The following is a 13,776-nucleotide window of genomic DNA, read 5'->3' as shown; positions in this document are numbered from 1 at the left end:
AATGCTTACACGGTGTTTACTCTGATAATATCCGCGAGTCGGGTAAACGCCGCCGTCATTTCATGCTCTTCAATGCTGGCAAACCCCAGCAACAGGCCGCTGCGTTTCTCTTCATTCACGTAGTAGCGTGACAGTGGGCGCACCAGCAACCCTTGCGCATTCGCCTGTTGGGCAATGACCGCATCATCACTCCCGGCGGGTAACTGTAAGATCATATGCAGCCCGGCGTTGCTGCTGAAAGAACCAAGAAAATGTTCACCAAGTTGGCGGCTGATAAGCTCTACCAGCATCTGGCGACGACGACTGTATAGCTGACGCATTTTCCGAATGTGTGCCGCGTAATAACCCTCGCGAATAAACTCCGCAAGTGCGGCCTGAATCAACAGATGTCCACCACGATAAAGGTCGTTATGAACCTTTTTCAGCGGAGCGGTTAGCGATTTAGGTAGCACGACATACCCGAGTCGCAGTGCGGGATAGAGGGTCTTACTGAATGTCCCGATGTAAATGACCGGTGTCTCTTCTTCCAGCCCCTGCAAAGAGGGAATCGGCTGGCCGGAAAAGCGGAACTCACTGTCGTAATCATCTTCCACTATCCAACTTCGCGTTTCACGTGCGCGAAAGAGAAGTTGCCGGCGGCGACTCAGACTCATTACCGAACCGAGTGGGTATTGATGTGACGGTGTCACAAAAATAAGTTTTGGCGGTGTTTCACCTGCATCCGGCGGGACCATGCCTTGTTCATCAACCGGAATAGCAGAAAAATTAACGGCATTGATGCGAAGAATATTTTTGATTCCCCAGTAACCCGGCTCCTCAATCCAGGCGTGATCGCCGGGGTTGCATAAAGTCCGGGTCACCAGATCCAAGGCCTGGTGAATACCTTCAGTAATCAGAATTTGCTCCGGTGAGCACCGTACGCCGCGAGCGGTGCGCAGATAGTCTGCCAGAGCTTCTTTCAACTCATTCATGCCGCCTGCTGCATCGTAAGTGAGAAACTCCGGGCGCAGTCGTCTTGCCAGCCTGTCCTGAATTTTCTTGAGCACCCGGTGCGGGAAATGCTCTACATCAGGTACGCCTGGAATAAATGCCCCCCACTGACGGGGACTGGCGCTGGCATTACCTAACAGCTCAAGGCAGCGGGCGGATAAACGGGTGTGATCTTCCTGAGCGGCAGTAACAGGCTCTTTGTCAGGACGCAGGTCGAGATTGTCCAGCACGCTGTCGGTCACAAATGTGCCGCTGCTGGTGCGCGCGGAAATATACCCTTCAGCTTGCAACTGTTCGTACACCCGCAGGACGGTATTGCGCGATAGCGTCAGCTCTCCTGCCAGGTCACGCGACGGAGGCATTCGGGTAGCCGGTTTCAGGCTACCTTCGAGGATGCAACTACAAATGGCGGCATACAGGCGGCGATGTAGTTTTTCGTCAGTCTGCTGATTAAATGCATGCTTGATCACATCTCCGGCAAGTGAACGCATTTGGATCCTTAAAATAAAACGATTTGGCTCTCGATTAAAGTACCAGACGGCGTCTAAATTTAAAGGGTAATTCAACCGAAATGTATTAATGGACAAGGTGTAGAGAATGAACAATAAAAACCTGCAACAACGTCGTCTGGATGCCACCCCGCGTGGCGTGGGTGTGATGTGTGATTTTTATGCCCAGTCGGCAGAAAACAGCACAATTACCGATATCGAAGGCAATCAGTACATCGATTTTGCCGCCGGGATCGCCGTGCTGAACACCGGACACCGCCATCCTCGCCTGGTGCAGGCAGTCGAAGCGCAACTTCAGGCTTTTACCCATACGGCTTATCAGATTGTCCCGTACGAAAGCTATGTGTCTTTGGCTGAGAAAATCAACGCCGTTGCGCCAATCGACGGCAAGCGTAAAACCACATTCTTCACTACCGGGGCTGAAGCGGTAGAAAACGCGGTGAAAATTGCGCGCGCGCATACCGGCCGTCCTGGCGTTATCGCATTTGGCGGTGGTTTTCATGGGCGAACTTACATGACGATGGCGTTAACCGGCAAGGTGGCACCCTATAAAAAAGGGTTCGGCCCGTTCCCAGGCTCTGTTTACCATGCGCCGTATCCTTCTGAATTGCAGGGCATTTCCACGGCGGATTCCCTAAAAGCGATTGAGCGCCTGTTTAAAGCCGATATCGATCCAACCCAGGTTGCGGCGATTATCTTCGAACCCGTCCAGGGAGAAGGGGGCTTCGTGGTGGCACCGCCAGAGTTTGTGGCTGCCATCCGCCGTATTTGCGACGAGCATGGCATCGTGATGATAGCTGATGAAGTACAAAGCGGGTTTGCCCGTACGGGTCAGCTGTTTGCGATGGATCATTACGCCGATAAAGCGGACCTGATGACCATGGCGAAAAGCCTTGCGGGCGGCATGCCGCTGTCAGGCGTCGTGGGCAAAGCCGAAATTATGGATGCGCCTGCGCCGGGTGGTCTGGGGGGAACCTACGCTGGAAACCCGCTGTCGATTGCAGCGGCCCATGCGGTGCTGGATATCATTCGTGATGAGCAGCTATGCCAGCGTGCGGCGGCTCTCGGTGAACAGCTACGCGCTGCTCTGACAGACGCACAAGCAGGGTGTCCTGAACTGGCCGAAGTGCGTGGCTTAGGCTCTATGATCGCCGCTGAATTCTGTGATGCAGCGACAGGAGAACCCAACGCCGCAGCCGCGCAACGCGTGCAGAAGAAAGCCCTTGAGCAAGGATTACTGCTGCTGACCTGCGGTCAGTATGGCAACGTTATTCGTTTCCTTTACCCGCTGACAATTCCGCAGGATCAGTTCGCCAAAGCGCTCGATATTATCAAAGCAGCAACCAAGTAATTCGTTAATTGTCATTTACCCAAAGCCGACGGTCGTCATCACCGTCGGCTTTTTTGTTGTCGTGGATTTATCAACAACACGTCGTTATATATTTACATATATATCGATTGGGTCTATCCTATTCATCATGCAAATATAATAACTGTACTCTTCAAGAGAAGGCGCTTGCGTTAGCGGCCTCCAGTCTTTCTATCTAACGAATTGAATTAACGAATGTTAAATAACAAATTTACCCCAGTGGCCTCTGGGTTGTTAACCTTTGCCTGTTTTTCTACTGCCGTCACGGCTCATGCTGAAGATACCGTCATCGTTTCGGCGCCAGCCACGTCACAATCCTCGTTATCGGAACATGAACCTCCGGCGAGCGAAAAAAAAGCAACGTTAGGTAGCCTCGGCGAGCGAGAGTTGATAGACGTTCCCTGGTCGGTGCAGACGTTGTCGAAAAAAGTGCTGGATCAGCAACAAATCAAAGATGTGAAAGACGCCTATCGCTACCTACCGTCCGTTCAGGGGGACGGCGTCCGCCCGCAAACCCGGGGTATGCAGGGGAGTGTGGTACAAAACCATATGATTGATGGCCTGAACGCCGTCTCCACGACTGAATATTCGACCGAACAGTTCCAGAACATTGAAGTGTTGAGCGGCATCGCTGGGTCGCTGTATGGCCCCGCCAATCCAGCAGGGATGTTTAATCTGGTGTCTAAACGACCTGTCGATACGCCGTTACACCGCGTCACCGTGGGGCAAGGTACAGGGTCGGGTACGCTGACGTCGATGGATTTCAGTGGCCCAATCGATGCGGAAGACCGGGTGAAATATCGTCTCAACTTGCTGAATGATGAGGGACATAGCTACACCACCGATAGCCATGTCCGTCGACAGTACGCTGGCTTGGGGCTGGACTTTCAACTGACAGATCAAACGGTGCTGGAGAGTAATTTCAGCTATTACCATTATTACGAAAAAGGTATGCCGGGGAGTTTTGCTCTGGCGAAAGGCGTTCACTTCCCCGCGGCATTTGATCCTACGGACAATAAGTATGGCCAGTCTTATGCGGGTCATGATGACGAAACGACCACCGCCGATATGCATATTAAGCATGATTTTGACGGCAACTGGATGCTGGATCTGGGGGCGCTGCACCAGGTTGCAGACCGAGAATCGACGGCAGTGACCAATACTCTGACGAATAATCAGGGAGATTACACCACTACAACCGCCAATTCGGCGGCCAGTCGCTTTACTATCAACAGCTATTTAGCGAACCTGACCGGTAGCGTTGACACCGGCTGGCTGACGCAGGACATTGCTACCGGAATGCGTGGATTTGTGTGGAAAAACTATAATCCACGAAACGGTGGCACTTTCACTCTGGGGCATTCTTCTCTCAATCAACATCCCGACTATCCACGACCACCGTATCCAGATTTTAACGATCGCTATCATTCGGCGACCACCACTCAGCATGCATTTTTGCTAAGCGATACGTTGCATTTTTCCCCGCAGTGGAGCTTGCTGCTTTCCGGCAGCGAGAACCTGTTTACCGTCAGTAACTACAACAAAGCTGGGCATGAAAGCAGCCGTCAAAAAGACAATGGCATGAGCGGTTCCAGCAGCCTGATGTATAAACCGGTGGAGAACGTCACGCTGTATACCACCTGGGCGGACAGTTTGCAGCAGGGCGACACCGCACCCGCCGGGGCGCACAATGCCGGGCAGGTGTTAGATCCCTACCGCAGTCGTCAGATCGAAGTGGGCGCAAAATATGCGCCTGTAAAAGATCTGTTGCTAACCGCTGCGCTGTTTGAAGCCAAACGTCCCTTTGCCTATACCAACGACAACGGCGATTTTGCTCAGGACGGTACGCAGAAAAACCGTGGGCTGGAGCTGATGGCTGATGGGCATATTACTCAAAATTTGCGCGTGTTAGGCGGTGGAGCCTGGCTTGATCCAACACTTCATAATACCGCGGCCAGCAATGCGGATGGTAAGCAAGTAGTTGGTTTGCCGCGCTTCGCCTCGAATATCCTCGCAATCTACACCATCGAACGGGTTCCGGGACTGGATGTCGACACGAACGTGCATTACGTCGGACGTCGGGCTACCGATAATGCCAACGACAGCTGGGTCGGGAGTTACACCACGGTGGACATCGGTACGCGTTATGCCACCAGACTGTGGAACACGCCAACCACTTTCCGGTTTGATATCACCAATCTCACCGACCGTCACTATTGGACCAATATTGTTCCGGGCGCATTGACTGGTTACACGGGGGCAGGGGCTGCCAGCGCTCAACTTGGCGCACCGCGCCAGGCTCAGTTTTCTGTTCAGGTTGATTTTTAGGGGGTGCTTATGAAAACGTGCCACACATGGCTGCTTTGTGTGTGGCTGGCGTTTCCTGCCCTGGCAACACGCCAGGTTGTGGATGATGCTGGTCACACAGTTACCGTTCCCACGCATGTTGAACGTATTGCGGATGGCTGGTTTGCACATCATTCGGTGCTGATGACGCTGGGCGCAGGTCGTAACATTGTTGCGACGGTCAACCATGAGGAAAACCAGCCATGGATGTTTAAAATCAATCCTTCTCTGAGGCAAGCTTTACAGATACGGGGAACATCATTTAATAGTGAGGATTTGCTGGCCCGGCACGTCGACGTGGTGTTTGTGGCAAAAGGAAAAGGGGATGCTCAAAGCTACAGTCAGGCGGGTATTCCGGTCCTTGAAATGGCATTTACTGACTATGCTTCGATGGAAAAATCGGTCACAACGACCGCAGAGGTTCTGGGTACCGAGCAGGCTCGCGTCCGGGCAACGGCTTACAATCAGTATCTCAACCGTGTGCTCGCGGATGTGCAGGCTAAAACTGCGGAGCTGACGGAAAATCAGCGCCCTCGGGTACTTCATATTCAATCGCTAAATCCGCTTAAAGTCGACGGCAGGAACACGTTGATCGATACCTGGATTACGCTGGCGGGTGGACGGAATGCGGCAGGTGAAGTTGACGGCAACATGAAAGAGGTGTCGCCCGAGAGGGTGCTTTACTGGCAACCGCAGGTCATTATTCTCGGTGCGGGGTGCGGTGATATCGCCAGTTCGCCATATGCGGCATTGTTCAAAGAACTTAACGCAGTGAAACAGGGTAACGTCTGGCGCAATCCGGCGGGCGTGTTCCCCTGGGACCGTTACGGCACTGAAAGCGCGTTGCAGCTGCAGTGGGCCGCATCAAAACTGCATCCTGCGCTGTTTAGCGGCCTGGATATGGTCAGCGTAACGCGAGATTTTTATCGCCAGTTCTTCGATTATTCGCTCACTCAGGAGCAGGCGATGCGAGTTTTAAACACGTTACCCCCACAGGAGTAGCGCTCACGTATAAAGACAGGCGTGATGAGGATTGCACGCCATTTTTTCCTCTCTGAAATGTGGGGTTTGGTGCGCTCATGATGAAAATGGTTTGCCAGGCCTCTCGTTATATAATTTAATGCATATCGTTTTTACTCCTCTATTCAGATGGTATCCCATGTTAACTTTCCGCTCTTTTGTGCTGGTTTGCGCCAGCATGTTGTTTGCGTTTTCTGCTCAGGCCGACCGAACGATCACCGATCAGCTTGGTCGACAGGTCACGATTCCTGACCACGTGGACAAAGTGGTCGTGCTGCAACACCAGACGTTGAATATTCTGGTTCAGCTCAATACCCAGCAGGACATTGTTGGTGTGATGTCGAGCTGGAAAAAGCAGCTCGGGCCTGAATTTGCGCGCTTTATGCCGACGATTACTACACTGCCGACGCCAGGCGATCTCACCAGCGTGAACATCGAAAGCCTGTTGGCGATTCATCCGCAGGTGGTTTTTGTCGCCAACTATGCGCCCGCGGAGATGATCCAGCAGATTCAGAACGCCGGTATTCCGGTCGTGGCTATCTCGTTACGTAAGGATGCCACCGGGCAACAGAATAAAATGAACCCGACCATGGCCGATGAAGAGCAGGTCTACAACGAAGGGTTGAAGCAGGGTATTCGCCTGATCGCTGACGTGGTTGGGCGCAAACCGCAGGCCGAAACGTTAATCGACTACGTTTTTGCCGCGCGGGCAAAATTCAATGCGCCGGTTGCAACAATCCCGGATGCGCAAAAAGTCCGTATTTATATGGCTAACCCCGACCTGATGACCTACGGCTCCGGGAAGTACACGGGACTGATGATGCAGCACGCGGGGGGATTAAACGTGGCGGCTGCCAGTGTGAAAGGTGCCCGTCAGGTTGCGCTGGAGCAGGTATTAGCGTGGAACCCGCAGGTGATTTTTGTCCAGGATCGCTATCCGCAGGTGGTAACTCAGATCCAAAACGATCCAAACTGGCAGGGGATTGATGCGGTGAAAAATCATCGCGTCTGGTTGATGCCTGAATATGCCAAAGCCTGGGGCTATCCGATGCCGGAAGCGTTGGCGATCGGTGAACTTTGGATGGCCAAAAAACTGTATCCGGATGCCTATAAAAACGTGGACGTTGATGCGCAGGCCCAGGACTACTATCAACGTTTTTATCGTGTGAACTGGCAGCCTGATGCCGCTAAGTAACCGTATTTTGCCCCAGCAACCGCTCTTAATCGTTGTGGTTCTGTTGCTGGGCGTCAGTTCGCTATGCCTCGGACAGTATCCGCTGTCGTTAAGCGAAGTGTTTTATCACCTGACGCACTATAGCGACGCTGAGGGAATAGGCAGCCAGGTTATCTGGACAGTCAGGCTACCGCGTATTCTGATGGCACTGCTGGCGGGGGGCGCGCTTGGGTTATGCGGCGCGACGCTGCAAGGGGTATTTCATAACCCTCTGGTCGACCCGCATATTATCGGCGTGACGTCGGGGGCGGCCTTTGGTGGAACACTGGCCATTCTGCTCGGTCTTTCGCCCTGGCTGATGATGGGATCAACGTTTTTCTTTGGTCTGACAGCGTTGATCCTGGTGTATGCCATTGCTGCGTTACAGGGGCTGGAGAATACGCTGGTATTGATCCTGTCGGGTATCATTTTGAGCGGATTTTTTGCCGCGCTGGTGAGCCTGATCCAGTATCAGGCAGATACCGAAGAGACGTTACCTAATATTGTGTTCTGGCTGCTGGGCAGCTTCGCGACGGCCAACTGGCATAAAGTGCTGCTGTTGGCGGTTCCGGTCGGTATCGCCGCGACGGTTTTGTACCAGCTACGCTGGCGGATAAACCTGTTGTCGCTCAATGACAAAGATGCCAGAGCACTGGGGGTGGCGGTGGTTCCTCTGCGACGCAGCGTTTTGGTATGTTGCGCATTTTTGGTCGCTGCTCAGGTGGCGGTCAGCGGCAGTATTGGTTGGGTTGGATTAGTGATTCCTCATCTGGCGCGTTTGCTGGTGGGGGTTGATCATCGTCGTTTACTACCGTGCGCCTTCTGGTTGGGGGGCGGTTTTATGATTGTGGTGGATGATATTGCCCGTACCCTGATGCACGCGGAGATACCGTTGGGGATCATTACCGCATTGTTCGGCGCGCCGTTGTTTGCTTTCTTACTCATTCGTACCAGCCGTCGGGAGAAATCATGATACCTGCCGCACTGCGTGTACATCAGCTTACTTATGGGTATCGCGCGCCGTTATTTGAGCCGCTAACGTTTTGTTGCCAGAAAGGTGAGATCTGGGCCGTGCTGGGACGCAACGGCCTGGGTAAAAGTACACTGCTCGATACGTTAACCGGCACGCTGCCTGCTATAGGCGGGAGTATTGAAAATAACGGTGGGATAGGGATTGTGGCACAGCATAGCCATCTGCCGTTTCCGTACACGGTCAGCGACGTGGTGTTGATGGGGCGAGCACAGCACGTGAAGCTTTTTGCGCAACCCAGTCCGCAGGATCAAAAAAGAGCAATGCAGGCGTTAGAGCAGTTGAATATCACGCATCTCGCCTCCAGCTCATTTGGCTCACTTTCTGGCGGGCAGCAACAGTTGGTGATGATTGCCCGGGCTCTGGTGACGGAGTGTCAAACGCTGTTACTGGATGAACCGTGTTCCGCGCTGGATCTCGCCAATCAGCAGGTGGTGCTGCAGCTCATCAGCGATCTGGCCCATCAACAGGGATGCAGTATTCTCTTTTCGACTCACGATCCGCTTCATGCGTTACAGGTTGCTTCCCATACTTTGCTGCTACTCCCTGAAGGAAAATGGCGGGCAGGGCCCACGAACAGCATTGTGACGGAGGAGAATTTATTTCTGGCTTATGGCTTAACGCTGCGAAAACTCAGCGTGGAGAACTATCAGACGCCGTTTATCGCACCGTTGTTTTCTATTCGTCGTTAAGCGGTAAGAATCCTGCGGCGCTAAGAAATTCCTGTCCGCCGCGGGAGAGTATGAATTCAACCAGCGCCATGACTTCATTGGAAGCATCAAGCACCGCCAGTTGGTATTCGCAGCGAATATTGTGCTCATCGGGAATAGCCACGTAATGTACGTCGGGCATCGCGCGCAGCGCGTGTGCGTAATGCGCGTAACCGATAAACAGATCGGCCAGTCCCTGGCGCAGGATCCAGGTACTCGCCAGTTCTCCTTGCGGGATTTTTACCGTATCACGACCACCCACCAGTGGGATTGCGCGCGTCCGAAGCTGTTGCCCGAGTCCTGGTTCCAGTACATCCATATTGTCGAAAAATGCCCAGGTATAGTCTCCGGAAGGATCGCAGCCGGGCGTTGATGTACCTGGTCGCAGCGTTGGGTCGCGGAGTAAATCCAGCCAGACACCGGTTCGGTTGCTGACAAGGCTCAGTTTGTTCCAGCAAAAAGTGTGCGTAGAGACGGCTTTATTACATGCTAACAGGTTTTGCGGATGGTCCCTGTTGGCCGAGGCAAAGAGCGCACACGGTTCTCCCGCTTCAATACGCTCACGCAATAAACCGGCCGGACCATATTCAACCTTGACGTCTATTCCACTCATGTGCGTGAACTGGCTTATCAGTGGCGTAAATGCAGGGCGCAAACTGCCTGCGGCGAACAGGAGGATGGAAGAGGGCATAGTATCCTGGCTCTGACGAAAGACATTATACGAAGAAGATGAATGATACGCGTTGAGCATGGAATTTAGAATGATTTAGCGCAGTGCTATTGAATCATCAAGGGAAATGACAAAACTGACGGATACAAACTGAAGATAAATAGATAGTTTTGAAGTGAAATAGCACCAAATCAAAGGGATATGATTTGGTGCGTCCGAGTGGACTCGAACCACCGACCCCCACCATGTCAAGGTGGTGCTCTAACCAACTGAGCTACGGACGCAAGATGGTGCGTTCAATTGGACTCGAACCAACGACCCCCACCATGTCAAGGTGGTGCTCTAACCAACTGAGCTATGAACGCAACGTTGTAGGTGACAACGGGGACGAATATTAGCGGCACAGACCGAATGAGGCAAGAGGGAAATAGCATTTTTCTTCCCGATCTCACGCGATTGCAGAGTAATTAAGCAAGTTGATTATATTTTGTTGATTTTGCAGCGTGTTTTTTATTCAGACAGCGAACTGGGGCATACCAGGGACGGTTTGAATTACAGAGGCGCTCAGACTTTAAGCACTGTAAGGATGGCGGTTTCTATTTTCTCTGGGGTAGTGAAGGGTGCAAATCGCTTAAGCGGCTTGCCGTCACGCCCGATCAGGAACTTAGTAAAATTCCACTTGATCCGCCCACCCAGCACGCCGGGTAATTCGTCTTTCAGGTAACGAAATACCGGGTGCGTAGCAGCACCGTTGACTTCCACTTTCTCAAACATCGGGAAGCTCACACCGTAGTTGATGTGGCAGGTTTGCGCGATTTCGTCGGCTCCACCGGGCTCCTGGTTACCGAACTGGTTGCAGGGAAAACCAAGCACCACCAGACCCTGCGCGGCGTACTTCTTGTAGAGCGCTTCGAGGCCTGCATATTGTGGAGTGAAACCACAATGGCTGGCGGTATTAACCACCAGAACCAGTTTGCCTGCGTAGTCGGCCATACAGATGGGCTGGCCATGCAAGCTGGTGGCAGTCAGTTGATGAAAGGGGGCCATGCCAGAATCCTCAAAAAAGATAGCATTACTCATGTTGCCCGCGAGTGACAGGCTTCGCGGCGTATCTATTTATTATGATCGCCACTGCAGTTTTAATAAACTTGCCATTGGTGCAGGGCAAAATGAATGAAGCACATTTGCGCTGGTTTATACTCGATGATGGCTGTCGCGGCGGTGGATTGGATTGGGCAGAAAACTGATTCAAGAGGTGATGAACTTTCGCGAAGAACAGAAATTCTCTGCGGTTCGGTTATGGACATTCCATAATTTATTTTAACCAACGCTGACGAGCGTTCCATTCGTCGCGCGTGATTTCCCAAAGTTCAGAATCCAGCAAACCGCTGACATACTCTTTCTTTTCCGTTTTGATAAGCCGCATTCCGCTACTGTCTGAAATACGTCTGGAACGGATATTGAGAGAGGCTTTCGGCGCACGCAATACTGTCTTATTTAACGTATTAAACCAGTAATCCGTAGCGACATTACTGGCTTCACGCATAAAACCCTGCCCCTGATATTCCGGAGCTAACCAAAATCCACGGTTATTATCCTCAACGTCATAAAGGCAAATTAAACCTATGAGAGCGTCAGGGGCCTCACGGAGTCTGATAGTCCAGATCCACGCAATCCCTTTTTCCATATCAGGCAGGGCAACGTTGTTGACGTAATTCTCCGCACCGTTATCAGGATAGGGCCAGGGTACTGAGGAGACCATATAGCGAACTATCTCCCAGCGGGGATAAAGCACCTGAATCTGCGAGGCATCTTCGGCTTCTAATGGTTTTAACAGCAAGCGTTCTGTATGGAGTATTGGTATTTTCATATGCACTTTTCCTGCTCGATCAAGATAAGAGGATCAATGTGGGGAGGATTTTGAAAAAATATTAATAACCAGAACCCCAGCACAAATAAGAAGCATACCTGCGATCGCCGGAAAATCTAGTTTTTGCCCGCTTATTAACCAGCCCAAAAGGCTGATTAATACGATTCCAGCACCTGACCAAATTGCGTATGCGATACCCGTTGGAATGGTCGACAGAGTTTGGGAGAGAAGATAAAAGGCTGCACAGTAGCACACAATAGTTGCTACAGATGGCCATAGGCGTGTGAATCCGTCAGAGAACTTCATCAGGGTTGTACCTACGACTTCAGCTACGATGGCCCCGGCAAGGAAAATGTATGAATTCAAAATCTGACCCCATGTGACAATTTAAAGCGAATATCGTATCACAAAGGGTTGGGTGAGTTTGAACACAGGAGTTATCAGCCCAAGACTTCGAAGCTGCCGTACTGAATTCGTAGCGATTAGATTTCCGTTGGTAAGTTCTCTTGCCAAGAGTAAAAGAAAACTCAGGCTGATAATACGATGGACATATCCATACAACGCAGATCTGCTTGGGCAAGTCTTGATGGGGATGTCGTTTCCTTGATAAACATAAAACCATGCTTTTCGTAGAAAGTTTGCGCGTTTGGTGTTGAGGTCAAGGTTAACTGTTTCAGCCCTCTTTTAATCGCCTCATCTTTAATCGTTTCAATAATCAGGCTAGCAAAACCTTTACCAAAATAATCCGGCAATGTAAAAACAGCTTCTACGCTACCTTGGGTAAGATCCAGATATCCTGTTGCTACCAATCCTGCATCAGCCAGGTCTACAACAAAGATAGGATTTTCCGTAATAACCTCCCTGTAATGTTCAGGCATAGCTTCAGGCGTCCAGGCCTCAAGCACCTTGGCACAATAACTTGGCTTACATCCTTCCAGGATAGAAAGATCCCTTATATTCCAGCACGTTGCAGCCTCTTCAGGTACTGCAAGTCTGATTTTCATTTGTTCTTCCTTTTCGTCTTATTACATTTATAGATTTATCATGAAACGGTTTCGTTTCAACATCGTTGTTTAACAAAAGAGGGAAGTCCATTACTGGCAGGGAGTGGACAAGCTACCATCATGAGCAATGAGCAGATAATCGCCTCTTTATGAGTCGATTATTCAATGCAAACGGGGCATAGTAATTCATTCAGAACAGGTTATGCAGCCCAATCCATCGGCACAAAATAATTGTGAGGTCACAAATATGACGCCTACATTGCAAGGATTTCTTGTCACGCTCCGTCCTCTGCTTGAGACAGATGCTCAGCTATTGATTGATGCGGCAGCGGATGGGGAACTCTGGTCCCTGCCATTTACGGTGGTTCCGTCTGCTGACACCGCAGATTCGTACATTCAGAAAGCCCTCAAGGGGCAGATCGAAGGCACTGTCATGCCGTTTGCTGTAACGCTCTCATCCGATCAACGTGTCATTGGGTCAACGCGTTTCTGGAAGATTGATAGAGAAAACCGAAAACTCGAAATTGGTCATACCTGGTATTCACAAAGCTGGCAAAAAACAACTGCAAATACCGAGAGTAAACTGTTACTGCTGCGATACGCCTTTGAGCAACTTAAGTGTGTCCGCGTTCAGTTTACGACTGATGTATTGAATGAGCGCTCTCAGGCAGCCATTCTCCGTATTGGCGCGGTCCAGGAAAGCATCATTAGAAATGAACGAATTATGCCTGATGGACGAAAGCGTACTTCCATACGGTACAGCATAATTGATGATGAGTGGCCGCAGGTTCGGACCAACCTTGAGCGCCGCCTCTCCAGTTACAGGAAAGAAAAATAACTCGAGGTGTTGCGTCCATCAGTTGAACTCACAGCACTGAGCAGTCGTATGAGGAGGTACTGTTTTTCACGTGAAATTTGAATAGTTGAAGGCCATAAGTACGGATGATGAGAGGCTTGAACAACCTGTGTGGTTTTGGAGTGGTTTTACCCCACTTGAAGCGTGATTTTAGGGGCATCTTTTGGAGCAGGGACATAAAAAGGGACA

The 13,776-nt window shown here is 51.3% G+C and carries 13 protein-coding genes, 2 tRNA genes and 1 pseudogene; 8 read left to right on the top strand and 8 right to left on the bottom strand.

Annotation, left to right across the window (positions count from 1 at the left end; all coding sequences use genetic code 11):
* Positions 1-5 precede the first annotated feature (5 nt).
* The gene (pdxR, locus tag OGX94_RS21560; RefSeq protein WP_149335759.1) at positions 6-1,481 is read right to left on the bottom strand and encodes a MocR-like pyridoxine biosynthesis transcription factor PdxR; all 1,476 of its coding nucleotides are present in this window, start codon (positions 1,479-1,481) and stop codon (positions 6-8) included.
* A 106-nt stretch (positions 1,482-1,587) separates the two neighbouring features.
* On the opposite strand from pdxR, the gene puuE reads away from it, so the two are divergent.
* From puuE to OGX94_RS21530, 6 genes are all read left to right on the top strand, one after another.
* Positions 1,588-2,850, top strand: coding sequence for a 4-aminobutyrate transaminase (gene puuE, locus OGX94_RS21555; protein ID WP_003832711.1), 1,263 nt, complete (start codon positions 1,588-1,590; stop codon positions 2,848-2,850).
* Positions 2,851-3,063: 213 nt separating this feature from the next.
* A complete protein-coding gene (locus OGX94_RS21550; protein ID WP_149335758.1) occupies positions 3,064-5,196 on the top strand; it encodes a TonB-dependent receptor in 2,133 nt (710 codons plus the stop codon).
* Between the two features lie 9 nt (positions 5,197-5,205).
* Positions 5,206-6,216 carry an ABC transporter substrate-binding protein gene (locus tag OGX94_RS21545; protein ID WP_149335757.1) on the top strand — a complete coding sequence of 337 codons (1,011 nt, stop codon included), beginning with the start codon at positions 5,206-5,208 and terminating at the stop codon, positions 6,214-6,216.
* A gap of 157 nt (positions 6,217-6,373) precedes the next feature.
* Positions 6,374-7,429 (top strand): ABC transporter substrate-binding protein, encoded by a 1,056-nt coding sequence (locus tag OGX94_RS21540; protein WP_257661681.1) that lies wholly within the window; start codon positions 6,374-6,376, stop codon positions 7,427-7,429.
* Positions 7,416-8,420: a FecCD family ABC transporter permease gene (locus tag OGX94_RS21535; protein WP_149335756.1), complete on the top strand. Its 1,005-nt coding sequence runs from the start codon at positions 7,416-7,418 to the stop codon at positions 8,418-8,420. Before OGX94_RS21540 ends, OGX94_RS21535 begins: the two co-directional genes overlap by 14 nt.
* Positions 8,417-9,169, top strand: coding sequence for an ABC transporter ATP-binding protein (locus OGX94_RS21530; protein WP_257661683.1), 753 nt, complete (start codon positions 8,417-8,419; stop codon positions 9,167-9,169). Before OGX94_RS21535 ends, OGX94_RS21530 begins: the two co-directional genes overlap by 4 nt.
* Here OGX94_RS21530 and OGX94_RS21525 read toward each other — a convergent pair.
* The 4 genes from OGX94_RS21525 to OGX94_RS21510 form a co-directional block, all read right to left on the bottom strand.
* Positions 9,156-9,878: a substrate-binding domain-containing protein gene (locus tag OGX94_RS21525; protein WP_257661684.1), complete on the bottom strand. Its 723-nt coding sequence runs from the start codon at positions 9,876-9,878 to the stop codon at positions 9,156-9,158. The two genes, OGX94_RS21530 and OGX94_RS21525, sit on opposite strands and share 14 nt — an antisense overlap.
* A 186-nt stretch (positions 9,879-10,064) precedes the next feature.
* Positions 10,065-10,141: transfer RNA gene (locus tag OGX94_RS21520), tRNA-Val, on the bottom strand.
* A 4-nt stretch (positions 10,142-10,145) separates the two neighbouring features.
* Positions 10,146-10,222: transfer RNA gene (locus OGX94_RS21515), tRNA-Val, on the bottom strand.
* 199 nt (positions 10,223-10,421) lie between these two features.
* On the bottom strand, positions 10,422-10,904 hold the full coding sequence (locus OGX94_RS21510) for a glutathione peroxidase (protein ID WP_257661685.1): 483 nt from the start codon (positions 10,902-10,904) through the stop codon (positions 10,422-10,424).
* Positions 10,905-11,029: 125 nt separating this feature from the next.
* Here OGX94_RS21510 and OGX94_RS21505 point away from each other — a divergent pair.
* Positions 11,030-11,175 (top strand): annotated as a pseudogene (locus OGX94_RS21505) (MarR family transcriptional regulator); the annotation flags it as partial.
* On the opposite strand, the gene OGX94_RS21500 reads toward OGX94_RS21505, so the two are convergent.
* The 3 genes from OGX94_RS21500 to OGX94_RS21490 all read right to left on the bottom strand — a co-directional run bounded on the left by OGX94_RS21500 (position 11,173) and on the right by OGX94_RS21490 (position 12,731).
* On the bottom strand, positions 11,173-11,727 hold the full coding sequence (locus OGX94_RS21500) for a GNAT family N-acetyltransferase (protein ID WP_148362030.1): 555 nt from the start codon (positions 11,725-11,727) through the stop codon (positions 11,173-11,175). The pseudogene OGX94_RS21505 and the gene OGX94_RS21500 overlap by 3 nt on opposite strands.
* A gap of 33 nt (positions 11,728-11,760) precedes the next feature.
* Positions 11,761-12,093 (bottom strand): EmrE family multidrug efflux SMR transporter, encoded by a 333-nt coding sequence (locus OGX94_RS21495; protein ID WP_126318254.1) that lies wholly within the window; start codon positions 12,091-12,093, stop codon positions 11,761-11,763.
* A gap of 161 nt (positions 12,094-12,254) precedes the next feature.
* A complete protein-coding gene (locus OGX94_RS21490; protein WP_257661686.1) occupies positions 12,255-12,731 on the bottom strand; it encodes a GNAT family N-acetyltransferase in 477 nt (158 codons plus the stop codon).
* Positions 12,732-12,933: 202 nt separating this feature from the next.
* On the opposite strand from OGX94_RS21490, the gene OGX94_RS21485 reads away from it, so the two are divergent.
* Positions 12,934-13,569, top strand: a complete 636-nt coding sequence (locus OGX94_RS21485; protein ID WP_257661687.1) for a GNAT family N-acetyltransferase — start codon at positions 12,934-12,936, stop codon at positions 13,567-13,569.
* Positions 13,570-13,776 lie beyond the last annotated feature (207 nt).

This window comes from Citrobacter sp. Cpo037, assembly GCF_030332945.1.
GTDB lineage: Bacteria > Pseudomonadota > Gammaproteobacteria > Enterobacterales > Enterobacteriaceae > Citrobacter > Citrobacter portucalensis.
The sequence above is the reverse complement of the archived record's forward strand: the minus strand, read 5'-3'. Positions and strand labels throughout refer to the sequence as shown.

Excerpts from the sequence above, each read along its gene's own strand:
- OGX94_RS21550 (WP_149335758.1), top strand. The coding sequence starts at position 3,064 with ATGTTAAATAACAAATTTACCCCAGTGGCCTCTGGGTTGTTAACCTTT.
- OGX94_RS21510 (WP_257661685.1), bottom strand. The coding sequence starts at position 10,904 with ATGGCCCCCTTTCATCAACTGACTGCCACCAGCTTGCATGGCCAGCCC.
- OGX94_RS21535 (WP_149335756.1), top strand. The coding sequence starts at position 7,416 with ATGCCGCTAAGTAACCGTATTTTGCCCCAGCAACCGCTCTTAATCGTT.
- pdxR (WP_149335759.1), bottom strand. The coding sequence starts at position 1,481 with ATGCGTTCACTTGCCGGAGATGTGATCAAGCATGCATTTAATCAGCAG.
- puuE (WP_003832711.1), top strand. The coding sequence starts at position 1,588 with ATGAACAATAAAAACCTGCAACAACGTCGTCTGGATGCCACCCCGCGT.
- OGX94_RS21530 (WP_257661683.1), top strand. The coding sequence starts at position 8,417 with ATGATACCTGCCGCACTGCGTGTACATCAGCTTACTTATGGGTATCGC.
- OGX94_RS21545 (WP_149335757.1), top strand. The coding sequence starts at position 5,206 with ATGAAAACGTGCCACACATGGCTGCTTTGTGTGTGGCTGGCGTTTCCT.
- OGX94_RS21525 (WP_257661684.1), bottom strand. The coding sequence starts at position 9,878 with ATGCCCTCTTCCATCCTCCTGTTCGCCGCAGGCAGTTTGCGCCCTGCA.
- OGX94_RS21540 (WP_257661681.1), top strand. The coding sequence starts at position 6,374 with ATGTTAACTTTCCGCTCTTTTGTGCTGGTTTGCGCCAGCATGTTGTTT.
- OGX94_RS21500 (WP_148362030.1), bottom strand. The coding sequence starts at position 11,727 with ATGAAAATACCAATACTCCATACAGAACGCTTGCTGTTAAAACCATTA.
- OGX94_RS21485 (WP_257661687.1), top strand. The coding sequence starts at position 12,934 with ATGCAGCCCAATCCATCGGCACAAAATAATTGTGAGGTCACAAATATG.
- OGX94_RS21490 (WP_257661686.1), bottom strand. The coding sequence starts at position 12,731 with ATGAAAATCAGACTTGCAGTACCTGAAGAGGCTGCAACGTGCTGGAAT.